At 61.7% G+C, this 22,301-nt stretch carries 21 protein-coding genes, 1 tRNA gene and 1 other RNA gene; 15 read left to right on the top strand and 8 right to left on the bottom strand.

The window, feature by feature from the left end:
- Positions 1-88: 88 nt before the first annotated feature.
- Positions 89-1,333, bottom strand: a complete 1,245-nt coding sequence (locus ACZ5G6_RS14770; RefSeq protein ID WP_223933231.1) for a PucR family transcriptional regulator — start codon at positions 1,331-1,333, stop codon at positions 89-91.
- 217 nt (positions 1,334-1,550) lie between these two features.
- Positions 1,551-4,328, bottom strand: coding sequence for a pyruvate dehydrogenase (acetyl-transferring), homodimeric type (aceE, locus tag ACZ5G6_RS14765; protein WP_498691889.1), 2,778 nt, complete (start codon positions 4,326-4,328; stop codon positions 1,551-1,553).
- Positions 4,329-4,709: 381 nt separating this feature from the next.
- Here aceE and ACZ5G6_RS14760 point away from each other — a divergent pair, with 381 nt between their 5' ends.
- The 7 genes from ACZ5G6_RS14760 to ACZ5G6_RS14730 all read left to right on the top strand — a co-directional run bounded on the left by ACZ5G6_RS14760 (position 4,710) and on the right by ACZ5G6_RS14730 (position 9,661).
- On the top strand, positions 4,710-5,129 hold the full coding sequence (locus ACZ5G6_RS14760; protein WP_216925434.1) for a DUF3052 domain-containing protein: 420 nt from the start codon (positions 4,710-4,712) through the stop codon (positions 5,127-5,129).
- Positions 5,126-5,629: a peroxiredoxin gene (locus ACZ5G6_RS14755; protein ID WP_223933230.1), complete on the top strand. Its 504-nt coding sequence runs from the start codon at positions 5,126-5,128 to the stop codon at positions 5,627-5,629. The genes ACZ5G6_RS14760 and ACZ5G6_RS14755 overlap by 4 nt, the downstream gene beginning before the upstream one ends.
- A 23-nt stretch (positions 5,630-5,652) precedes the next feature.
- The gene (locus ACZ5G6_RS14750) at positions 5,653-6,582 is read left to right on the top strand and encodes a Sir2 family NAD-dependent protein deacetylase (RefSeq protein ID WP_498691887.1); all 930 of its coding nucleotides are present in this window, start codon (positions 5,653-5,655) and stop codon (positions 6,580-6,582) included.
- Positions 6,583-6,637: 55 nt separating this feature from the next.
- Positions 6,638-6,713 (top strand) — tRNA-Val (locus ACZ5G6_RS14745).
- A gap of 111 nt (positions 6,714-6,824) precedes the next feature.
- A complete protein-coding gene (locus tag ACZ5G6_RS14740; protein WP_498686209.1) occupies positions 6,825-7,115 on the top strand; it encodes a hypothetical protein in 291 nt (96 codons plus the stop codon).
- A gap of 232 nt (positions 7,116-7,347) precedes the next feature.
- Entirely contained in the window at positions 7,348-8,142 is a 795-nt protein-coding gene (locus tag ACZ5G6_RS14735; RefSeq protein WP_223933225.1) for an IclR family transcriptional regulator, read from the top strand.
- Positions 8,143-8,302: 160 nt separating this feature from the next.
- The gene (locus tag ACZ5G6_RS14730; protein WP_498686207.1) at positions 8,303-9,661 is read left to right on the top strand and encodes an MFS transporter; all 1,359 of its coding nucleotides are present in this window, start codon (positions 8,303-8,305) and stop codon (positions 9,659-9,661) included.
- A gap of 74 nt (positions 9,662-9,735) precedes the next feature.
- Here the strand turns inward: ACZ5G6_RS14730 and ACZ5G6_RS14725 are convergent, their stop codons facing one another.
- Positions 9,736-10,803, bottom strand: a complete 1,068-nt coding sequence (locus ACZ5G6_RS14725; protein WP_498686205.1) for a D-2-hydroxyacid dehydrogenase — start codon at positions 10,801-10,803, stop codon at positions 9,736-9,738.
- 70 nt (positions 10,804-10,873) lie between these two features.
- On the opposite strand from ACZ5G6_RS14725, the gene ACZ5G6_RS14720 reads away from it, so the two are divergent.
- The 3 genes from ACZ5G6_RS14720 to ACZ5G6_RS14710 are packed head-to-tail and all read left to right on the top strand — an operon-like array spanning position 10,874 to position 13,624.
- The gene (locus ACZ5G6_RS14720) at positions 10,874-11,785 is read left to right on the top strand and encodes an NAD(P)-dependent oxidoreductase (RefSeq protein WP_498686203.1); all 912 of its coding nucleotides are present in this window, start codon (positions 10,874-10,876) and stop codon (positions 11,783-11,785) included.
- 19 nt (positions 11,786-11,804) lie between these two features.
- Positions 11,805-12,575: an SDR family oxidoreductase gene (locus tag ACZ5G6_RS14715; RefSeq protein ID WP_223933219.1), complete on the top strand. Its 771-nt coding sequence runs from the start codon at positions 11,805-11,807 to the stop codon at positions 12,573-12,575.
- Positions 12,575-13,624, top strand: coding sequence for an L-idonate 5-dehydrogenase (locus tag ACZ5G6_RS14710; RefSeq protein WP_498686201.1), 1,050 nt, complete (start codon positions 12,575-12,577; stop codon positions 13,622-13,624). Before ACZ5G6_RS14715 ends, ACZ5G6_RS14710 begins: the two co-directional genes overlap by 1 nt.
- On the opposite strand, the gene ACZ5G6_RS14705 is transcribed toward ACZ5G6_RS14710, so the two are convergent.
- On the bottom strand, positions 13,621-14,349 hold the full coding sequence (locus ACZ5G6_RS14705; protein WP_223933215.1) for a FadR/GntR family transcriptional regulator: 729 nt from the start codon (positions 14,347-14,349) through the stop codon (positions 13,621-13,623). The two genes, ACZ5G6_RS14710 and ACZ5G6_RS14705, sit on opposite strands and share 4 nt — an antisense overlap.
- Positions 14,350-14,588: 239 nt before the next feature.
- Between ACZ5G6_RS14705 and gnd the strand changes: the two genes are divergently transcribed.
- Both gnd and ACZ5G6_RS14695 read left to right on the top strand, forming a co-directional pair.
- A complete protein-coding gene (gene gnd / locus ACZ5G6_RS14700) occupies positions 14,589-16,025 on the top strand; it encodes an NADP-dependent phosphogluconate dehydrogenase (RefSeq protein ID WP_223933214.1) in 1,437 nt (478 codons plus the stop codon).
- A gap of 114 nt (positions 16,026-16,139) precedes the next feature.
- Complete coding sequence (locus ACZ5G6_RS14695) at positions 16,140-16,973, top strand: oxidoreductase (protein WP_498686198.1); 834 nt, start codon at positions 16,140-16,142, stop codon at positions 16,971-16,973.
- A gap of 5 nt (positions 16,974-16,978) precedes the next feature.
- Here the strand turns inward: ACZ5G6_RS14695 and epsC are convergent, their stop codons facing one another.
- The 3 genes from epsC to msrA form a co-directional block, all read right to left on the bottom strand.
- The gene (gene epsC / locus ACZ5G6_RS14690) at positions 16,979-17,563 is read right to left on the bottom strand and encodes a serine O-acetyltransferase EpsC (protein ID WP_223933212.1); all 585 of its coding nucleotides are present in this window, start codon (positions 17,561-17,563) and stop codon (positions 16,979-16,981) included.
- A gap of 41 nt (positions 17,564-17,604) precedes the next feature.
- Positions 17,605-18,540: a cysteine synthase A gene (gene cysK / locus ACZ5G6_RS14685; protein ID WP_223933210.1), complete on the bottom strand. Its 936-nt coding sequence runs from the start codon at positions 18,538-18,540 to the stop codon at positions 17,605-17,607.
- Positions 18,541-18,606: 66 nt separating this feature from the next.
- Positions 18,607-19,131, bottom strand: coding sequence for a peptide-methionine (S)-S-oxide reductase MsrA (msrA, locus tag ACZ5G6_RS14680; RefSeq protein WP_223933208.1), 525 nt, complete (start codon positions 19,129-19,131; stop codon positions 18,607-18,609).
- Positions 19,132-19,255: 124 nt separating this feature from the next.
- Between msrA and ACZ5G6_RS14675 the strand changes: the two genes are divergently transcribed.
- Positions 19,256-20,167 (top strand): Nif3-like dinuclear metal center hexameric protein, encoded by a 912-nt coding sequence (locus ACZ5G6_RS14675; protein ID WP_498686194.1) that lies wholly within the window; start codon positions 19,256-19,258, stop codon positions 20,165-20,167.
- Between the two features lie 84 nt (positions 20,168-20,251).
- On the top strand, positions 20,252-20,989 hold the full coding sequence (locus ACZ5G6_RS14670) for a zinc ribbon domain-containing protein (protein ID WP_498686192.1): 738 nt from the start codon (positions 20,252-20,254) through the stop codon (positions 20,987-20,989).
- A 1-nt stretch (position 20,990) separates the two neighbouring features.
- On the opposite strand, the gene ACZ5G6_RS14665 is transcribed toward ACZ5G6_RS14670, so the two are convergent.
- Positions 20,991-21,755, bottom strand: coding sequence for a YaaA family protein (locus ACZ5G6_RS14665; protein ID WP_498686190.1), 765 nt, complete (start codon positions 21,753-21,755; stop codon positions 20,991-20,993).
- Between the two features lie 57 nt (positions 21,756-21,812).
- Between ACZ5G6_RS14665 and rnpB the strand changes: the two genes are divergently transcribed.
- Positions 21,813-22,204: RNase P RNA component class A (rnpB, locus tag ACZ5G6_RS14660), an RNA gene on the top strand.
- Positions 22,205-22,301: the final 97 nt, after the last annotated feature.

The raw sequence follows: 22,301 nt of genomic DNA, 5'->3' as shown, positions 1-22,301 counted from the left end.
GTATCCAGCTTTCCAAATTGCCACGTGATCCACTGGTGTTTTCGTACACCAAGCTCACTGGGTCAGTTTGTAGGAAGTCTACAACGGTTCAGTTCTGTGAACGCGATGCGTGACGCTCGGGGGCGGCTTTGGGCTGGGCCGAAAGCCGGCCCACCACCAAGGCAGTTTGAAGTACGAAAGCTTCCCTCGGGAGGAGCGGATCCCAGCCTGTCACATCGCAGACACGCTTCAAACGGTAGCGCACAGTGTTGGCATGGACGAACAATTCACGCGCCGTGGCCTCCAATGAATGGCCCAGCTCAAGGTAGGTTCCCAGGGTTTCCACCAGGCCGTTTGAGGCCGCCAGCAGCGGGCGGTAAATGTTCTTGATGAGTGATCGCCGGGCCGCATCATCCCCGGAAACAACGCGTTCCGGGAGGAGGTCGTCCGCTGCAACGGGTCGCGGAGCGGAGGGCCAGGCGCGGGCAGCGGTAAGGCCGGCGAAGGCGGCTTGGGCGGAATTACTGGCCTCCAGCAACGAGCCCGCCTCAGGCCCATACACAACGGCGCCCGGGGCAAACAGCTCACTGAGCTTTACGTATGCCGTATCGCGGTCCTGGACTCCGCCGAGGATGAGGATGAGGCGGTCGCCTTGGATTCCTACCAGCGCGTCTTCGGCAAAACGGCCCGCCGTCCGGCGTAAGTCACTGACGTAACTTGCACTGGGTTCCGATGGCGAGTTGCCCACCATGACCGTGAAGCGCTCCTGCGCTTTCCAGCCCAGGGCGGCAATCCTTGATCGCAACGCGTCCGTGTTTTCGCCCCGCAGGATCGCGTCCACGATCAACGCTTCAAGCCGGGTATCCCAGGATCCGCGTGATTCAGCTGCGCGGGCATAGACATCCGCAGCTGCGAACGCCACTTCACGGGAATAGCGCAGCACGGCTTCACGCAGCGAAGGCTGGTCCGATTCGGGGGCGATGACCGGAACCTGGTCTTCGACAACCTCCACAACAATGCGGATCAACTGCAAGGCTTTCTGCAGGCTGATGGAGCGGGTCAGTTCAGTTGGCGCGTTGCCAAAAACATCGGTCAGGATCCAGGACGGCGAACTGGGTCGCTCATACCACGTCACGAAAGCGGCAATGCCGTTTTGGGCCACGAGTCCCAACGCGGAGCGTTCATCAGAGCTCAGCCGACTGTACCAAGGCAGAGATTTCTCAAGCTGCCGCATGGTGCTGGTGGACAACTGCCCGACGTTTGCACGGAGCTGCCGCAGAGTCTCCGCCTTTTCCGGCGACAATGCCTGGGTAGCTGCTTTGCGCTTTGTAGTTGTTTTGCTGGGCTCTGCCATGCAACGAGCATACGGTGCATCTCTGGCAAGCTCCATTTGTGCGAAGGCTACAACTTACGTTGTCGCTGGTCACGTCACCTTGAGCAGTGAAAAGGCTTTGTTAAACGCCCGACGGCGCCACCCACCTTCCGGTGGATGCCGCCGTCGCGGTTACTGCTTGAGTGGTGTCGTCTTGGGCCCTGCCAGGACTTCTCCGTGCTCCTAAGCGCCGCCGTTCTTAGGCGTCGCCGCCTGCTCCGCCGGTGGTGCCGGCGTTCACATCCAGGAGCCGGTACTTATCGATGGCCTTTTCCAGGGCACCTTCTTCGACTTCTCCCTTGGCGGCGAGGAGTTGGAGGGTTTTGGCGACGATGGAGTGGGTGTCGTTTTTGAAGTAGCGGCGGGCGGCTTGGCGGGTGTCGGAGAAGCCGAAGCCGTCTGCTCCGAGGGAGGCGAAGTCGTTGGGGATGAATTGGCGGATTTGGTCGGGGACGGCTTTCATGTAGTCGGACACGGCGATGACGGGTCCGGTGGTGCCGGCGAGTTGTTCGGTGATGAACGGGGTGCGGGCGGGTTGGCCGGGGTTGAGGAAGGCGTGTTCCTCGGCGGCGAGGCCGTCGCGGCGTAGTTCGTTCCAGGAGGTCACGGACCATACGTCGGCTGCGACGCCCCAGTCCTCGTTGAGGATGCGGGCCGCTTCGATGGCCCAGGGCACGGACACGCCGGAGGCGAGGATGTTCGCGGTGGGCCGGTTGGTGTCGCCTTCGGGTGCGGGGGCGAGGTGGTAGATGCCCTTGATCAGCCCGGTGGTGTCCAGGTTCTCGGGTTCCGCGGGTTGGGTGATGGGTTCGTTGTAGACGGTGAGGTAGTACATGACGTTTTTATCGGTACTGTTTTCGCCGTACATTTCTTCGAGGCCGTGGCGGATGATGTGGCCGATTTCGTAGCCGTAGGCGGGGTCGTAGGTTTTCACGGCGGGGTTGGTGGAGGCCAGGAGGGGGGAGTGCCCGTCGGCGTGTTGGAGTCCTTCGCCGGTGAGGGTGGTCCGTCCTGCGGTGGCGCCGATGATGAAGCCGCGGGTCATTTGGTCCGCTGCTGCCCAGAAGGAATCTCCGGTGCGTTGGAAGCCGAACATGGAGTAGAAGACGTAGATCGGGACCAGGGGTTCGCCGTGGGTGGCGTACGCGGTTCCGGCGGCGGTGAAGGCTGCGACGGCGCCGGCTTCGTTGATGCCGGGGTGGATCAGTTGCCCGGCGGGGGATTCCTTGTAGGCCAGGACGAGGTCCCGGTCCACGGAGAGGTAGTTCTGGCCCTTGGGGTTGTAGATTTTCGCGGTCGGGAAGAACGCGTCCATGCCGAAGGTGCGGGATTCGTCCGGGACGACGGGCACGAACCGGGCGCCGAAGTTTTTGTCCCGCATGAGGTCCTTGAGGAGCCTGACGAAGGCCATGGTGGTCGCGGCTTGTTGTTTGCCGGATCCGCGTTTGGCGACTTCGTAGGATTTGGCCTCGGGCAGGGTGACGGGGGTGTGGGTGCGGCGGCGTTCGGGGACGAACCCGCCGAGTTCGGCCCGGCGTTCCATGAGGTATTTGATTTCCGGGGCGTCCATGCCGGGGTGGTAGTACGGGGGCCGGTAGAGGTCCGCGTCGAGCTGGTCATCGCTGATGGGGATGCGCAGGTGGTCACGGAAGGCCTTGAGGTCTTCCATGGTCAGCTTTTTCATCTGGTGGGTGGCGTTGCGGCCCTCGAAGTGCGGGCCCAGTCCGTAGCCCTTGACGGTTTTGGCCAGGATCACGGTGGGTTTGCCCTTGAACTCGGTCGCTGCCTTGTACGCGGCGTAGACCTTGCGGTAATCGTGCCCGCCGCGTTTGAGACCCCAGATCTGGTCATCGGTCAGGTCAGCGACCATGTCCTTGGTCTGCGGGGACTTGCCGAAGAAGTGGTCCCGGACGAACCCGCCGGACTCGGCCTTGTAGGTCTGGTAGTCACCATCGGGGGTTTCGTTCATGATTTTCACCAACGCCCCGTCGGCGTCCGCTTCCAGCAGGGAGTCCCATTCCCGGCCCCAGACGACCTTGATCACGTTCCAGCCCGCGCCGCGGAAGAAGGCCTCCAGTTCCTGCATGATCTTGCCGTTGCCGCGCACCGGCCCGTCCAGGCGCTGGAGGTTGCAGTTGATCACGAAGTTCAGGTTGTCCAGGTTCTCGTTCGCCGCGAGCTGGAGCAGGCCGCGGGACTCGGGCTCGTCCATTTCCCCGTCACCCAGGAACGCCCAGACCTGCTGGTCCGAGGTGTCCTTGATCCCGCGGTTGTGCAGGTACCGGTTGGACTGGGCCTGGTAGATCGCGTTCATCGGCCCGATACCCATCGACACGGTCGGGAATTCCCAGAAGTCCGGCATCAGGCGCGGGTGCGGGTACGAGGACAGCGCGTGGCCTTCCCGGGACTTTTCCTGGCGGAACCCGTCCAGGTCCTCCTCCGAGAGCCGGCCTTCCATGAACGCCCTGGCGTACATGCCCGGGGACGCGTGGCCCTGGAAGAACACCTGGTCCCCGCCCGAGGGGTGGTCCTTGCCGCGGAAGAAATGGTTGAACCCGACCTCGTACAGCGTCGCCGCGCCGGCATAGGTGGAAATATGCCCGCCCACCCCGATATCGGACCGCTGCGCACGATGGACCATGACCGCGGCGTTCCAACGCATGTACGCACGGTACCGGCGCTCGAACTCCTCGTTCCCGGGAAACTCTGCTTCCTGGTCCACCGGGATCGTGTTCACATAATCAGTGGTCGTCACCATCGGCACACCCACCGACCGGGCACCGGCACGCTGCAACAACGAACGCATAATGTACTGGGCACGCTCCGTGCCCTGCTCCGCGATCAACGCATCAAGTGACTCAATCCACTCCGCGGTCTCTTCCGGATCACGATCAGGCAGCTGGGCAGTCAACCCGCTGAGGATGTGTGAGGTCTCTTCTCCTGCAGCCACGTCCAACCTTCCTTTAGGCGCATGCATCGGCGCCTCAGGTCCGGCAGGGTAACTGCCCGTCATGAACGCGTCGTGTGCGACATCTCGGTTTCAACAGCCCGGTCGGATGCGCCGGGCAGGTCTTGTGAGCGCATGGCTGCCCAGTAGAATTCCTCGGGGCGATCGCCCTGCAGCCAAAGCGCTCATGGCCACTCTAGCTTTGACAGCGCTGGGATGCGTAGCCGCGGGGCTTCAGGGGCGTTGTATGTCACATGTTGGTGCCCTCCGTGACGGAAGCCACGTAATTGTCACAGCCCCGAAACACCCTAGGTAGTGCGGAATATGCGTCATCGCAGGGACAATGGCTTGAAGCACACGCCCAAAGGGTGTTGGCTGTTAGTAATGGAAGTCACTTCAAAAGGAGGAAACGTGAGCGAGGCCGACGCCGCCACATCGGTAAATGTGGCGGAAAGATTGGGTTTCAAAGACGGGGATCTGATTCAGGAACGCGGCTACGACGACGACGTCGATTTCGACTTACGTGACGACATTGAAGATGTCACGGGCTCTGAGCTGTTGGATGAAGATGATCATGACGTCGTAGACGCTGTTATTTGCTGGTGGCGGGACGGCGATGGTGACCTGGTCGATGCTCTGATGGATTCGCTCACCACCTTGAAAGAAGGCGGCGTGGTGTGGGTTCTGACCCCCAAATCCGGCCGCGACAATTACGTTTCCCCGGCCGACATCCAGGACGCGGCTCCCACGTCCGGGCTGCACCTCACCACTTCTGCCGGGGTCTCGAAGGACTGGAGCGCCACCCGCTTGGTGCCAAAGAAGAACAAGTGACGGAAGTCCAGCAAGCGCCGGCCCCCGTACTCGTCCCTGGGATCGGACAGGTTGCGCCTGACTTTGAACTCTTGAATCAGTATGGCGAGCCTGTCCGCTTGTCGGATTTTAGGGGTCGCAACGTTGTCGTGGTTTTCTATCCGTTCGCGTTCTCCGGCATCTGCACGGGAGAACTGTGTGAGATTCGCGACCATCTCGGCATCTTCGAAGACTCGAACGCAACTGTGCTGGCTATCTCCGTGGACAGCAAATTCGCCTTGCGTGCGTACGCCGAGCAAGAACGCTACGGGTTCGATCTTTTAGCCGACTTCTGGCCACATGGAGCGGTGGCACAGGCTTACGGGGTCTTTGATGCCCGTAGCGGGATGGCTCTCAGGGGAACGTTCATCATCGATGCCGAGGGAATAGTCCGGTATGTGGTGGTCAATCCGCGGGGACAGGCGAGGGACCTCGCAGGCTACCGTCAGGCACTCTCCGAATTGGGTGAGCAGCAGGGGTGAAGCAGGTACGGCCCGGTGTGGGTATGACCGGATTCGCCAGCATGGAGCCCGCCCTCGCTGCCACCTTGGAGGCAGGGGAAGAGGCGGCCCTGCAAAAGGCCCTCGACATCCTGGCCGGCAAGCGGCTAGCCATGCTCACTGGCGCCGGCCTCAGCACCGATTCCGGCATCCCGGATTACCGCGGACCTGGTTCAGCGCCCCGGAACCCGATGACGTATCAGGAATTTATCGGCAGCGCCGCCAATCGACGGCGGTATTGGGCGCGGAACCATATCGGCTGGTCCCACCTCCGGCATGCTCATCCGAACGCAGGCCATGACGCCGTCGCCCTCATGGAACGGCGGGGCCTGCTGACCGGCCTCATCACCCAAAACGTGGATAGGCTCCACGAGGACGCCGGGAGCATCAACGTGGTGGATCTGCACGGGCGCTTCGACCAGGTGATTTGCCTTGAGAACGGGCACATATTTTCCAGAAAACTGCTGGCCGCCATCCTTGAGGAGCTTAATCCGGGGTTCGTGGCGGCCGCGCTTGAGGCAGGCGTGGTGGAGATGGCGCCCGACGCTGATGCCACGGTGGAAGATCCGGAACTCATCAAGTCGTTCGTGATGGCTGTTTGCCCTGTTTGTGGTGGCACGCTGAAGCCCGACTTCGTCTACTTTGGCGAAAGCGTGCCGAAAAACCGCGTCGAACGGGCATATGCCATGGTGGACGAAGCCGAAGCCCTCCTGGTTGCCGGTTCCTCGCTTACGGTGATGAGTGGGTTGCGGTTCGTGCGCCATGCGGCAAAAGCCGTCAAATCTGTGGTCATCATCAACAGGGGGCAAACGCGTGGTGACGAATTTGCTGCCCTGAAACTCGACGTCGGAGTCAGCGGCGCCCTGGGTTACCTCGCACGGAATTTGCCCGAGCTTCCTGCGGCAGGCGGCCCGATTGGTGTTTCTCCCGAATGATCATGTAGAGTCATTGTTCGTTGGTTGAAGCGCTAAGGCACTGAAGCCGCACTTTGGGTCTTTAGCTCAGCTGGTAGAGCGCCACGTTTACACCGTGGATGTCATCGGTTCGATCCCGGTAGGACCCACCAAGAAACCCCGTCATCCTGAACCATAAGGTTTGGAATGACGGGGTTTTTCGTTTTCCCCAGGCAGAAAAGGCCGGTCAGAAAAAGTCGGTGCCCGCGCCTAGTGTCTGGCTTATGGAACAGGTATACATCCGCAGCACGTCGGACGGCACGGCCACGGCGGTGGTCCGTGGCTGTCACGAGTGGCAAATTGCCGAAGAGCCGTTCAGGTGGTTCGAGAGGGTGCCATGGTGGGAGAGCTCCAAGCGAATGCCCCGGGGGCAGGGCCGCGTGGATGTTGAGGTCCTGCAAGTCCAGGTGCGGCTGGGAAACAACGCACTGTCCCACCTGGCAACATGGGAACTCGTGCGCGATGGAAGCGGTGGTGGCTGGTACCTGCGGGGCGAAGAGCTGGCGGCCGCGTAGAATCCGGGCCGGGAAATGGATGAGCTCTCCACCACGACTATTGGGGGATGCCGCGGTGGAGAGCTCGAAAATGAATATACAGCGAACTTTTCGGTTTGGAAAGCAAAGCCCTTCATGAAGCCTTGTATGTCGGTACAGTCGTCATTCTTGCCGGTCTAACAGCTCAGACTGACACTATGATGGGTACTGTTCAGCTGAATGAACAGCCGGTTTGACATGACGAAGGAGAATCATGGCCGATTCCCGCATCACCCGCTCCGAAGGGCTGGGCGCCTCTTCGCCGGCACCTGCGGTGACCCGCGCTGCGGCAGTTCTGGAGGCACTTGCTGAGTCATCGTCGGGTCGCCTCACGCTGAGTGATCTGTCCAGGGAGCTGGGGATTCCCAAATCTTCCACGTCCAATCTCCTGCTGGCGCTCGAAGAAGCACGGCTTATTACCAGGCAAGGGGCAGATTTTGCCTTGGGGCGGAAGCTCGTGGAGCTCGGTGCTGCCTACTTGAGCCGGTTGGACGAGGTGCAGGAGTTCTATAAGTACTGCGAGCAGGCACCAACCCTGTCCGGCGAAACTGTCCGCATCGCAATGCTGGACGGGGACCATGTCATCTACCTTGCCCGCTATGAGGGTCATCCAGCTGTGCGGCTGACCTCCAACATTGGCGATAAGATGCCGGTTTCCCTCTGCAGTGTGGGAAAGGCGCTTCTGGCGCAGTTGCACGACCACGATATCGATGCCATGTTCCCGGATGGAATGGAACTTCCGGTCATGACGCCGAACTCGCTGCGTACGGCCGAGGAACTGAAGGCGCAGATTGGCACTATCCGCAAGCAGGGGTATGCCTTCGAAGACGAGGAATCCACTGTTGGCGTGGTGTGCCTGGCTGTTCCCGTGCCCACGCATGGAGCGCACGGCCCCAGCCTCGGCCTCTCCGTTACTGCGCTGAAGGCCACATACTCCGAGGAGCAAGGCGCACTCATGGTTAAGGAGCTCAAGGAACTGGCCCGTTCCCTGGGGAATCCCATGGGCTAGTCACCGAATGCCATGCGTCACATTTCCCCGGATTGAATAAATCTGATTTCAACCTTGGCAGCAAGTTCAACAAGCTGTACGCTGTTCACCATAGTGATCTTGGCGGTGATGCCATCACTATCTCACCGGGCCAACGGGGGCCTGGGGTGATTTTGAGGGAGTGCTTGTGACAACTCGTACCAATGCAAAGCTCGCAGCTGAAGCTGACGATGCTGTTGTTGAGCCGGAACAGCTTCGTAGGGCGACGCTGGCCAGCTCCGTGGGTTCTGCCCTGGAGTACTACGATTTCTACATTTATGGACTGGCCTCGGCGTTGATCTTCGGGCCCTTGTTCTTCAAGCCGTTGGGTGAGAGTGGCGCTTTGATCGCCTCCTTTGCCACCTACGGAGTGGGATTTGCGGCCAGGCCGTTCGGCGGTATTTTCTTCGGATTCATCGGAGACAGGTTTGGCCGCAAAATGGTCCTCTTGCTGACAATCGGCATGATGGGACTCGCCAGCTTTGCCATCGGCCTGCTGCCCACCTTCGAACAGGCCGGAATGCTCGGCGCCGTGCTCCTTGTGACGTTGCGCATCATCCAGGGTTTGGGTGCCGGGGCGGAGCAAGCTGGGGCCACAACCTTGATATCCGAGGTAGCGCCGCCGAAACGCCGCGGGTACTTCGCGTCGCTGCCATTCGTGGGTATTCAGCTGGGAACGCTACTGGGTGCTGGAACGTTCGCGCTGCTGCAACTGGCGAATAAGGATGCCTTTGAGGCCTGGCTCTGGAGGGTGCCGTTCCTTGCCAGCTTTGTACTGATCATTGTTGCCGTCTTCATTCGCCTGAGGTTGAAGGAAACCCCAGTGTTTCAGGAGTTGGAGAAGCACAAGAATGTGGTCAAAAACCCTGTCGGGCAGCTTTGGAAGCACTCCAGAAGGAACGTGCTTGTTGGCATAGGACTCCGTATGGGAGAGAACGGCAATTCTTCCATCTACTCGGCACTGCTGATTTCCTTCATGTCGGTCAAGGAAGGTGTCTTCCCTGGGGACAAGTTCATTGGCCCTGTGGGACTCCTGATAGCCGCCGGATTCGCAGCCGTCATGGTGGTCACCTTCGGTGCTCTCTCGGACCGCTTTGGCCGAGTGCGCGTCTACCGCTACGGGGCCTTGTTCCAAGCGGTCTTTGCCATCCCGGCCTTCTATCTGGTGACCCTTGGAAATGTGACGCTCGTATGGGCTGTCATGGTGGTTGGCATCGCACTGGGTGTCCAGTCCATGCTGGGGCCGCAGTGCCCTTTGTTGCCTGAGCTGTTTGGTTCCCAGTATCGCTTCACCGGCGTTGCCCTGAGCCGGGAAATCTCTGCCGTGCTGGCGGGCGGCCTTGTACCGCTGCTTGGCGCGATCCTCCTGGCTGCCACGCACAACTCCTGGGTGGTCCTTGCGGTCTACTCACTCGTGTTGGCGCTGATTTCTTTCATTACGACGTTCTTTACGCCTGAAACAGCTGGACGCGACCTTCGTTCTCTTGAGGACGCGAAGTAGTCCAGCGGCAGTTCAGACTGGAAAGGCTCCGACCCCTGCGGGGTCGGAGCCTTCCTGTTGGAGTTTACGGAGGCTTAGTAGAAGTGAACCGGATCCACCAAGTGGGGAAGGTCGCCACCGTCGAGGAAGGCGCGGAGGTTGCTGCAGAATCGTTCGGCAATGAGGCGGTTCTCGGCCGTGCTCAGTGCGGAGGTGTGCGGCGACACCAGGACCTGCGGATGGTTCCACAGCGGGCTGTCCTGCGGGAGTGGCTCGACGGCAAAGACGTCCAGGCAGGCATAAGCCACCTGCCCGTTGTTGAGGGCTTCCAGGAGCGCGTCCTCGTCCACCACGGTTCCGCGGCCAACGTTGACGAAGACCGTTCCTGGCTTCATCGCATCGAAGACGTCCTTGTTGAACAGTTTTTCCGTGTAAGGCGTTCCGGGGAGCGTGTTCACTACGGCGTCAGCGCTGGAAAGCAGGCGTGGGAGGCTGTCGTTGTTGGTGACCTCGTCGATCCCTTCGATAGCCTCAACGTTGCGCTTGGTGCCGCTGACCTTCATGCCCAAAGCGCGGGCTATGCGCGCCGTTTCCATGCCGATCTCGCCGAGCCCTGCGATGACCACTTTGGACCCGTTGACCAACTTGGTGGGTGTCCGCAATTCGGGCCAAACCTTGGCGGCTTGGTCCTGGGCCATTTCGGCGCTGCGCTTGAAGCCGTTGAGGATGCCAAAGGCGGAGAACTCCGCGAGCGGCAACGCGTGGACCCCGGCTGAAGTAGTCACGCGGAATTTCCGTAGCGTTTCAGTGTCCAGCCCCGAAGCCTTGACGGCTCCGCCGGCGCCGGCGGCCATGGCGTGAATCCATTGAAGGTGCGGATTGCTCTGGGCAATCCGGGCAAGGCCGGCCGGGCTTTCGTTGGGGAAGCCGTAGAGAACCTGGGCCCGGTTAAGCATGGCCCAGTAGCGTTCTTCCTGGTCGGGGGTGCGTTTGAAATCCGGGTCCCCGCTGTGGTCGGCCGGGAAGCGTTCGGGTGGAAGGAGGTCGGGTTCGTACAGAACAGTGATGGAGGGGTCTACGGCGCGGATACGCTCCACATGCTCAGCTTCGAGCGGTACAGCGATCGCGATGGTAAGTTCATCAGTCGTCATAGTGTTCATCATACTGAATGGAGGCTAGGATATTGAACAGATTTTCTTTTGGTGGACACAAAGAAGTGAGGTTCTTCACAAAATGACCAGCAAACGTGTGGGTTTCGTGGGCTTGGGGCTCATGGGAGCTCCTATGGCCGCCAACATCGCCAAAGCGGGATGGGCTGTCACGGCGTGGAACCGTTCCGACACTGTTTTCCAAGGCCTTGCCGGCATCAGTCGCGTAGACACCCTTGCCGAGCTCCGGGACGAACCAACCCTCGTTTTCATGCTCCCCGACTTGCCCTTGATTGAGGCAGCAGCACACGGCTTGCTCGATGCGTGGCGCGCCGAAGCACCCCAGCCGGGCACCGCCGTCATCGTGATGAGCAGTGTGTCGCCAGCGGCGGTCCAGGAGTTTGGCGAAACCGTCCGTGAGGCCAGCGGTGGAAACGCTGTGGTGGTTGACGCGCCCGTGAGTGGCGGGACTACGGGGGCGGAGAGCGGAACGCTGGCCATCATGGCAGGGGCATCGGAAGCGGACTTTGAACGGCTCATGCCGCTGTTCGAAACCATGGGAACCACCGTCCGCCGCATGGGGCCGCTGGGTTCCGGCTCGCTCGCCAAAGCGTGCAACCAACTGATAGTGGGGACCACGACGGCGGCACTCGCCGAGGCAGCCGAGCTCGCTGAACGCTCGGGCATGGATGTTAGTGCCCTCTACGACGTGCTGGCCGGTGGCCTGGCCGGAAGCAAGGTCTTGGAGATCGTGGGTCCTCGACTTGCCGCCAAGGACTATGCCCCCACAGGTCCGGCAAAGTTCATGCACAAGGATCTGGCCTTTGTGGTCCAAAGTGCGGAATCCATCGGAGTTGCCGTTCCGATGGCCTCGGCAGCCATTGAACTCTATGCCGAACTGAAACGGCAAGGACTCGGTGACCAGGACCTCGCCGTTGTCCGCAAAACCATAGCCAACATGAGCTTGGCCGCAGCTGGCTCGCCGGGCACCAACTGAGAAGGAAAGAACGCTGACTATGAGTGGACTATTCGACCTGACCGGGCGCATCGCCTTGGTCACTGGATCCAGCCGGGGGATCGGCAATGCCCTTGCCCGTGGCCTGGCAGACGCCGGCGCTACGGTGGTGCTCAACGGCATCAATCCGGAACGGCTGGCCACGGCGCACGATGCCATGGCTGCCGATTATCCCGACGGTCGGGTCTTCAGCCGGGCTTTCGACGTCACAGATGCCACCTCGGCAGCTGAAGGCGTGCAATGGATCGAGGGCACTGTGGGGCCGTTGGACATCCTGGTGAACAACGCCGGCATCCAGCACCGGGTTCCGATGCTTGACCTCGACGTCAAGGACTGGGACCGCGTGATCACCACGGACCTGACCAGTGCCTTCCTGGTGGGCCGGGAGGCCGCCCGGCACATGATCCCGCGGGGTCGGGGGAAGATCATCAACATCTGCTCGGTGCAGACCGACCTTGCCCGTCCCACGATCGCCCCGTATGTCGCCGCCAAGGGTGGGTTGCGGAACCTCACCCGCGCCATGACTGCTGAGTGGGCCGCCTCCGGCTTGCAGATCAACGGCATCGCCCCCGGCTACATCCACACTGAGATGACGCAGAACCTGGTGGATGATGAGGCGTTCAATTCCTGGATCCTGGGCAGGACCCCGGCGAATCGTTGGGGAACGGTGGCCGACCTCGCCGGACCTACGGTCTGGCTCGCGTCCCAGGCGTCCAACTTTGTTAACGGCCAGACGATCTTCGTCGATGGTGGAATGACGGTGGTGGTCTGATGGGCATCAAGCTTCCAACCTCCGGCCCCGCCGTCGTAGCCCATGGCAAGGGTGACCTGCGCATTGAGGACATCCCGTTGACCGTGCCGGCGGTGGACGAATCGATCGTGGAGATTGCCTATGGCGGTATTTGCGGATCTGATCTGCACTACTGGCTCCATGGCGCAGCGGGCGAGTCCATCCTCAAGGCGCCGATGGTACTCGGCCACGAAATCGTTGGTGTGGTTATCCAGCAGGCAGCCGATGGTACCGGCCCGGCGGCTGGAACGCCCGTGGCCGTCCACCCGGCGACCCCGGCCCCGGGCGAGGTCCGCTACCCGGAGGACCGGCCCAACCTTTCCCCGGGCTGCACCTACCTGGGCAGTGCTGCCCGCTACCCGCACACCGACGGCGCGTTCAGCCGTTACGCGAACCTGCCCTCACGGATGCTCCGTGCCCTTCCCGACACCCTTGACCTGCGGACCGCGGCGTTGGTCGAACCTGCCAGCGTCGCCTGGCACGCGGTCGCCCGCGCCGGGGACGTCCAAGGGAAGACCGCGCTGGTGATCGGCAGCGGACCCATCGGGGCCCTGACGGTCGCCGTCCTCAAGCGTGCCGGCGCGGCCCGGATTGTCGCCGTCGACATGCATGACAAGCCGCTGGAGATCGCCCAGGCCGTCGGCGCCGATGCCGTGCTCAAAGGTGACCAGGCCGAGGCCATCGCCGCGGTGGACGCCGACGTCGTCATTGAGTCTTCCGGGAGCCACTACGGACTGGCCTCGGCCATCAAGGGAGCCACCCGCGGCGGCACAGTGGTCATGGTGGGACTTTTGCCGTCAGGGCCGCAGCCGGTGTTCATTTCGCTGGCCATAACCCGCGAACTGGAACTGCGGGGCTCCTTCCGCTTCAACAACGAAATCGATGACGTCATTGCGGCATTGGCGGACGGATCGCTGTTTGTGGATCCGGTTGTCACGCACGAGTTCGACCTCGCACACGGACTTGAGGCATTTGAAGTGGCCAGGAACTCCGCCGAATCCGGCAAAGTCCTCCTGAACTTCCAGCGCTAGTTCTTCGCCACGGGTACGAAGACGCGGGGCTGGTCGTTCCAACTGGGCGCCAGCTCCGCGATCGTTTGGCGCATTATTTTTCCGGCCGCGTCCCTGGCCTGCTGGCCGTCGCCGGCGTCGATGGCGTGGGCGACGTCAATATGCCACTGCAGCGCCTGCTTCTGCGGGTGCTCCGGCATGAGTCCGTGCACCGTACGTCCCGTCAGGGTCTCTGTCACTTGGCCAATCAGGTTGGCAAACATTTCGTTCCCGGAGCCGGAAAGCACCAGCGCATGGAACCGGATATCAAGGTCCAGGAACCGTGGCATGTCACCGGCGTCGCCGGCCTCCTTCATGGCCAGCGAAATGTCCACAAGTTCCTGGCGGAGGCTTTCCGGAGCGTTGCCGGCTGCCAGTTCTGCAGCAACAGGCTCGACGGCGGACCGCAGCTCCGCGAGGGACCGCAACTGGGCGCCACGGCCCTCGCCAGCCAAACGCCAGCGGATGACCAGTGGATCGAAAGGATTCCAACGATGGGCGGGGAGGACACGGATTCCTACACGCTTGATCGTCTCCACCAGGCCCAGCGATTGCAGCACGCGGACGGCCTCCCGGACCACCGAGCGCGAAACGTTGAGCTCATCTTCCAAATGTTCGGCCAGCATGACGTGGCCGGTGGGAAGGGCGCCGCCCACGATCCGGGTTCCCAGATGCTCTACGGCGCGGTGGTGGAGGCTGGTTGACATAGACGTAAGCATAGTGGGGCGAAGACATTCCGCGTGCAGCCTCCGATGTCCTTGGCGCCCCGAGAGTCTGCGGAACGTTCGCGCATCATAGACTGTTTATGACGCGGCGCCGTTCCAAAACGTGGGCGCTGCTTTCCCGCTCACGGCTTAGATACGTATGGTTTATTACAGCCCCTGGTTATGAAATCGCTTCCTGCGTGTCCGCAGGACTGTTTGTACACGATCGAATTGGAGTTTTGATGTCAGCACACATCGGTGTCACCGGCCTTGCGGTGATGGGCGCCAACCTGGCCCGCAACCTTGCCCGCAACGGCTTCACCGTGGCTCTCCACAACCGCTCCGTGGAAAAGACTGACGCCCTGCTGGAAAAGCACGGCACGGATGGCGATTTCATCCGCACGGAATCGCTGCAGGAACTCGTCGACTCCCTCGAAAAGCCCCGCCGCGTCCTCATCATGGTCAAGGCCGGCGCTCCCGTCGACAACGTCATCGAGCAGCTCGAGCCGCTGCTTGAGGCCGGCGACATCATCATCGACGCCGGTAACTCGCACTACGAGGACACCCGCCGCCGCGAAGCCGCCTTGGCCAAGAAGGACCTGCACTTTGTGGGCGTTGGCGTTTCCGGTGGTGAAGAAGGCGCGCTGAATGGTCCTTCGATCATGCCCGGTGGTTCCAGGGAGTCCTACGACGCCCTTGGCCCGCTGCTGGAAAAGATTTCCGCCAAGGTGGACGGCGAGCCGTGCTGCGCCTGGATCGGTACCGACGGCGCCGGCCACTTCGTCAAGATGGTCCACAACGGCATCGAATACGCCGACATGCAGGTCATCGGTGAAGCTTTCGACCTCCTCCGTTCAGGTGCGGGCATTGAGCCGGCCGAGCAGTCCAAGATTTTCGCTGAGTGGAACAAGGGCGATCTGTCCTCCTTCCTGATCGAAATCTCCGCCGAGGTCCTGGGCCACGTTGACGCCAAGACCGGCAAGCCTTTCGTTGATGTCGTGGTGGACGCCGCAGGCCAGAAGGGCACCGGACGCTGGACCGTTATCTCCGCCCTCGAGCTTGGCTCCCCGGTCTCCGGCATCGCCGAATCCGTTTTCGCCCGCGCACTCTCTTCCCAGACCGAGCAGCGTAAGCTCGGCCAGGAACTGCTGGCAGGCGAAGAAGCTTCCGTGGAAATCCCCGAAACGTTCGTCGAGGACGTCCGCCAGGCGCTGTACGCCTCCAAGCTGGTCTCCTACGCACAGGGCCTGGACATGCTGACCTCCGCTGCCAAGGAGTACGGCTGGGACCTTAAGCTGGACGAGATCGCCTCGCTGTGGCGTGCCGGCTGCATCATCCGCGCCGAGCTGCTCAAGGACATCACCAAGGCCTACGCGGCCGAAGAGAAGCCAGCAAACCTCCTGTTCGCGCCGGCCTTCACCAAGGCCATCGCCGAAGCCCTCCCGGCCTGGCGCCGCGTTGTAGCTACCGCTGTCCAGCTGGGCATCCCGGTACCGGTCTTCTCCTCCTCGCTGGCATACTACGACGGCCTGCGCCGCAAGCGCGTTGCCGCTGCGCTGATCCAGGGCCAGCGCGACCTCTTCGGTGCGCACACCTACGGCCGCGTTGATGCCGAAGGTACGTTCCACACTCTGTGGGGCGAAGACAAGTCCGAGATCTCGGCAGTCGACACCCACTAGGTATCCACCGCAGGGCCGGTTCTTCCCCGATACGCTGGGAGGAGCCGGCCTTTGCCGTGCCGGAACGGGTACTGGGCCATCGCGGCGAGTGCCACGAGTCAAGGAGCCAGTGCCATGACCGACCGTATTGCCTTTGTCACTGGAGCGTCTACCGGCATCGGTTTCGAGACGGCGCGTGCCCTGAGGTCCCACGGCTTCATTGTCTACGCCGGTGCGCGCCGAGTGGAGAAGATGCATCCTCTTCAGGCCCAGGGAATCACCGTCATGCATCTTGACGTGACGGTAGAAGAGTCCGTGGCCTCAGCTGTGGCACTTGTTGAGGCTGCACACGGACACATTGATGTACTGGTGAACAACGCAGGGTACGGCTCCTATGGCTCCCTGGAAGAGGTTCCTTTGGCCGAAGGCAGGCGCCAATTCGACGTGAACGTGATGGGTTTGGCGAGGATGACACAACTCGTCATTCCCAGGATGCGGCAAGTCGGTTCTGGTCGGATCATCAACGTCTCGTCCATCGGCGGAAAGATCTATGAGCCCCTGGGCGCTTGGTACCACGGAACAAAATTCGCGGTAGAGGGGATGAGTGATTCCTTGCGGCTCGAGTTGAAGCCGCACGGCATCGACGTCGTCCTCATTGAGCCGGCCGGCACGGACACCGAATGGGGAACCCTCGCCGGCGAAGGCCTGTTGTCTGCGTCCGGTAGGGGTCCATACAAAGAGCAGGCCAACGTCATGGCAGCCGCTCTGGCGTCAACGTCCGGACAGATTTTGTCTACGCCCCCTAGGGTCGTGGCGAGGGCAATAGTTCGTGCGGCAACGGCAAAACGCCCCAGGACCCGCTACCCGGTGGGCAGGGGAGCCTGGAGCGTCCTGGCGTTGCGCAGGGTGCTTCCTGACCGCGCCTTCGACGCGGTGCTTTGGAACTCCTACAAGAGATTCACCGGGTAGCTCAGCTAGATCCGGTATTCGATGTAGTACTCGGCCGGGTCAACCGCCGGTTTGGTTTCGGATTTCGCATCGCGGTGCCGCCACGTGGCTGGAATGCCGGTGATGATCGACTCCGGGGGAGCGTTCTTCACCACTACGGCGTTCGCGCCAATTGCGCTGTCTGCGCCGATGGTGATGGGTCCCAGGACCTTGGCGCCGGCGCCGATGGTCACCCGATCCCCGATGGTGGGATGGCGCTTGACCTTGGCAAGGGACCGGCCACCCAGCGTCACACCGTGATAAATCATCACGTCCTCGCCGATTTCGGCTGTTTCGCCGATCACGACACCCATGCCATGGTCGATGAAGAAGCGCCGGCCGATGGTTGCGCCCGGATGGATTTCGATGCCCGTCAGGAACCTCGCCAACTGTGAAATCAGGCGGGCAGGGAAGCGAAGGGCCGGGTTTTGCCAGAGCTTGTGGGTCACGCGGTGTGCCCAGATGGCATGGAGGCCGGAGTAGGCGAAAAAGTTCTCAAAAGAACCTCGAGCCGCCGGGTCATGTGACCGGGCGGCATCGAGGTCTTCCTTAAGCCTTGCGAAGAAGCTCACAAAGACCTTTCTACAGGAAATGAATGCTTGCGGGCGAAGTGTTAGCCGCGGATATCGTCAAAAAGCACTGTGGAGATGTAACGCTCTCCGAAGTCCGGGACGATCACGACGATCAGCTTGCCCTTGTTCTCGGGTCGCTTGGCGACCTCCAAGGCACCCCATACCGCGGCACCGCCGGAGATGCCGGCGAGGACACCTTCCTTGGAACCGAGGGCGCGGGCCGTGGCGACGGAGTCTTCAAGGGTCGCGTCGAGAACTTCGTCGTAGACGTTGGTGTCCAGGACCTCCGGGACGAAGTTGGCGCCGAGGCCCTGGATCTTGTGCGGACCCGGGCTGCCACCATTAAGGATGGGGGAGTCCTTGGGCTCGACTGCAATGATCTGGACTTCGGGCTTGCGCTCCTTGAGGACCTGTCCCACGCCGGTCACGGTACCGCCGGTGCCGACGCCGCCAACGAAGATATCTACTTCGCCATCGGTATCAGCCCAGATTTCCTCGGCAGTGGTGTTGCGGTGGATCTCAGGGTTGGCCGGGTTGGCGAACTGCTGCGCCCAGACGGAGTTCTCCGTGTTGGCAACAATTTCCTGGGCCTTTTCAACAGCCCCGCGCATGCCTTCGGAACCCGGCGTCAGCACGATCTCTGCACCGTAGGCGCGCAGCATGACACGGCGTTCCGTGGACATCGTCTCAGGCATTGTCAGGATGACCTTGTAACCGCGCGCAGCACCCACCAGGGCCAGCGCGATTCCCGTGTTGCCCGAGGTACCTTCCACGATGGTTCCACCCGGCTTCAGGGCACCGGACTTTTCGGCGGCGTCGATGATGGCCACGCCGATGCGGTCCTTCACGCTGTTGGCCGGGTTGTAGAACTCAAGCTTGACCGCAACAGTGGCCTCGAGGCCTTCGGTAAGCCGGTTCAAACGGACCAGCGGAGTGCGGCCGACCAGCTGGGTGACGTCGTCGTAGATCCTTGCCATGAAGATTATGCCTATCTCTGAAGAGGGAATGCTGAGGTCAGCCTAACCAGCCGCATCGACACCCTGCTAAGCAGTTAGCCATGCAGAGTAATATTTCCGGGCCTTGGCCAGCTTGGGATTGATGATGACCTGACAATAACCCTGGTACGGGAACTTGGCGTAATAGTTCTGATGGACTTCCTCTGCCTCGTAGAACTCGGGTAGCCGGCTCACTTCCGTCACTATCGGATTGGCCCACAAGGATTGGGCGCGTTCGATTGCTTCCTCGAAGAGGATCTTTTCCTCGGTAGTGGTGTAGAACATCGACGAACGGTATTGGGTTCCTGTGTCGTAGCCCTGCCGGTTCAAGGTGGTGGGGTCGTGCAACGCGAAGAACATGTCGAGAATGACTTCCTCCGGCACCACGGTTTCATCGAATGTCACCGCAACCACCTCCGCATGACCGGTGGTTCCCGAGCAGACGTCGTAGTAATCGGGATTGCGGACATGGCCCCCTGTGTAGCCGGAGACCACGGAACTGACGCCACGGGTTTTCTGGTACACGGCATCCAGGCACCAGAAACATCCACCACCAAGTACAAAAGTTTTCATGATCTCTTCAATGGATTGGAGGGCCTGATGATTCCCGCAATACCTTACGGGACAATAACGCCACTGGGCAGGTGCGGCGGCTACCAAGACTGCCCCATCGGGCCCAGTAGGTAAGAATAAGAGTATGGAAGCAGTAGACACCGCCATTTCTGATGCGGATTCCAGCGACGACGCCGGGACAGTGGAAGCAAGCGGGGACCCGACCCTTGGCCAGGTGTTGCTTGCCGTTGAGGAACTCTGGCCAGAGTCCTTGGCTGAGGATTGGGACGAGGTGGGCCTCGTAGTGGGGCGCCCCAACGCGCCCATCACCAAGATCCTGTTTGCTGTGGATCCCACCTTGGCAGTCATAGACGAAGCCATTGAGTGGGGCGCCGGGCTCCTGATTACGCATCATCCGTTGCTGCTCAAAGGCGTCAACTCCGTCGCCGCCACTTCCGCGAAGGGCTTGGCCGTGCATCGGCTGATCGAAGCGGGCATGGGACTCCTTACCGTCCATACCAACGGTGACTCCGCCGTCGGGGGTGTATCCGACGTATTGGCGGACGCCTTTGGCTTGGAGAATGTCGTTCCTCTTACCCCTGCTGCCAATGGCTTGCCCGAGGAAGGCATTGGCAGGGTTGGTGATCTTCCTGAGCTGATGACGCTGGGTGATTTCGCTGCCCGCGTCTTCGGGATGCTTCCCGCGGTGGCCGGAGGCGTCCGCGTGGCCGGTGACAAGGACGGGCTGCTGCGCCGTGTCGCCGTCTGCGGTGGCGCGGGGGACAGCTTGTTCGATGCTGTCAAGGCCAGCAACGCAGATGTGTATGTTACAGCTGACATGCGGCACCATCCGGCGTCGGAAGCGCGTGAAGGAGCGGTCAACGGCCGGCCGTACCTCATCGACGTCTCGCACTTTGCCAGCGAATGGCTGTGGCTGCCCGTAGCCGCGGAAGCGCTTGGCAACGTACTGGCTGATCAGGGCTACGACGTCGAGATCCGCATCAGCAGCACCAACAGCGATCCTTGGGACTTCATACTCACTCCCGGCGGGGACTAGAGTCTAGAAGACACGGACAGTCCCAACACAGGCCGTCCATCCGGAACTGATCCCCAGGCCCGGAAGTGATAAGCGGAGGTAAGCGTGGCGAAAGCAGCACCGGCAGAACAATTGAAATTGCTTGAACTGCAGGGACTGGACGCCAAGCTCAAGTCGTTGGCGGGCCGCCGGAAGGTGCTGGAAACAGATCCGCGGATAGCCGACCTGCAGGATGCACTCAGCGTTGCCAATGGTGAGCTGGGTGCGGCCAAGATGGCCGTACACGACGCCGAAGCCGAACTGCGTCGTTCGGAAGCGGACGTGGAGCAGGTCGCATCCCGCATCGAACGGGACGAAGCCAGGCTCAACAGCGGAACCGGCCTCTCCAAGGACCTCGTTGCGCTCCAAAGTGATATTGCGTCCCTTAATAAGCGCCGCTCCGACCTTGAAGATGTCGAGCTCGAAATTCTTGAGCGGCTCGACACCCTGCGGGAGCGCCAGGCCGCACAACAGGTCATTGTGGACGACATCCAGGGTTCATTCGCTAGTATCCGCGCGGAATTGGATGAAGCAATCGCAGAGATCGCAGCAGAGGAAACCACAGTCAGGGGGCAGCGGGCCGCCTTCGCGGAAGCCCTTGACGCCGGAGTGTTGGCGGTTTACGAGAAGACGATCGCCAAACGGGGAGTTGGCGCCGCGCGCCTTTTCCACGGTAAGTCGGAAGGTTCAGGCATGATGCTCAGCCCCGGCGACCTCGCCGAAGTCAAGGCTGCCGCTGACGACGACATCGTCTTCTGCCCTGACTCAGGCTGCATCCTGGTCCGTTCGGCCGAGTGGAATTGATCTAGCCAGCCAGGATGATGTTGAGGGCGTGCGGCTTGCGGGGCGTCCCGGGAACAAGCTCCGCTGTCCAGACTTCTTTGGCGGCCTTTAGCAGCTGATCAGGTGCGGCAGGGGCCTTGCCGCGCCTGGTCAGCAGATGCCTGGCAAACTCACCCCGCGTGTGCTTGGCAAAGTGGCTCACCACTGTGCGCTTGCCGTTTGCCTCACTGAACACATTCACCGTGACGGTTTGCGCTGCTGGTGGAGCCCATGCCGCTGCGTATGTGCTGGAACGGCAATCCACCAGCAATTCTCTTTCAGCCCGTTGGGCGAGGGCCGCGTTAAGGTGCGGTTTCCAGAAGGAGGCGAGGCGTCCGACGTCGGGCAGTGCCGTTCCCATGGACAGCCGGTAGGCGGGCACTTGGTCGCCAAAACCGATGGCGCCCCACAGGGCCGAAACCACCAGAATGGATTCGGTAGCCTTGCGGCGCTGGGACGGCGTCATGGAGTTGTAGCCAAGCGCGTCATAAAGGACACCTGAGTAGATCTGGTGAGCGGGCGCCGCCGGCTCGGCGTGCAGCCTGGTATTACGTTCGACGTCGTCCTTCAGCGAGGCGCCAACGCCCAGCAATGCCAGAGCGTCCTCGTGCGCGCTGACGGTGCCCAACGATTCCAGGACCTTGGCGCGGTACGGGTTCAGCTCGGGAAAGCTGAGGGATTCCCAGGCCACGGCGGGACCTTTGACGGCGGGGGTCTTGCCTTCGGAAGGCGGCAGCAGAATCAGCACCCGTCGATATTACCGGGGACCGAAGCCACCTCCGACGCCGGTAGACTGTACGGCGGATGGGTTGACCAGGCGGCCGCGCGTCACGCAAGTGGCTCGAGGAACGTCCGGGCTCCGCAGAGCAGGGTGGTGGGTAACGCCCACTCGGGGTAACCCGCAGGCCAGTGCCACAGAGAACAGACCGCCTGCGCTGGCCGATGCTTGCATCGGTTGGCAGCAGGTAAGGGTGAAACGGTGGTGTAAGAGACCACCAGCTCCCTGGGTGACCGGGGAGGCTAGGTAAACCCCACCCGGAGCAAGGCCAGACAGGGCACGTTTGAGGGCTGCTCGCCCGAGTGTCCGGGTAGGCCGCTGGAGGGCGTCGGCAACGGCGTTCGTAGATGGATGGCCGCTACTCCCTCGCCGGTAACGGCAGGGGATGACAGAACCCGGCGTATCGGTCAACCCATCCACACATTTGCCACTGAGGTCACGGGCATTGTGACGTTCATTGTGACTGCCATGTGAGTGATTTCACGCCCCGGGGCGCCCAACCGTGGGTCCTTCCGC

Source organism: Arthrobacter sp. TmtSoilC51 (assembly GCF_055388015.1).
Note: the sequence above shows the minus strand (reverse complement) of the source record. Positions and strands in the feature narration are given on the sequence as shown.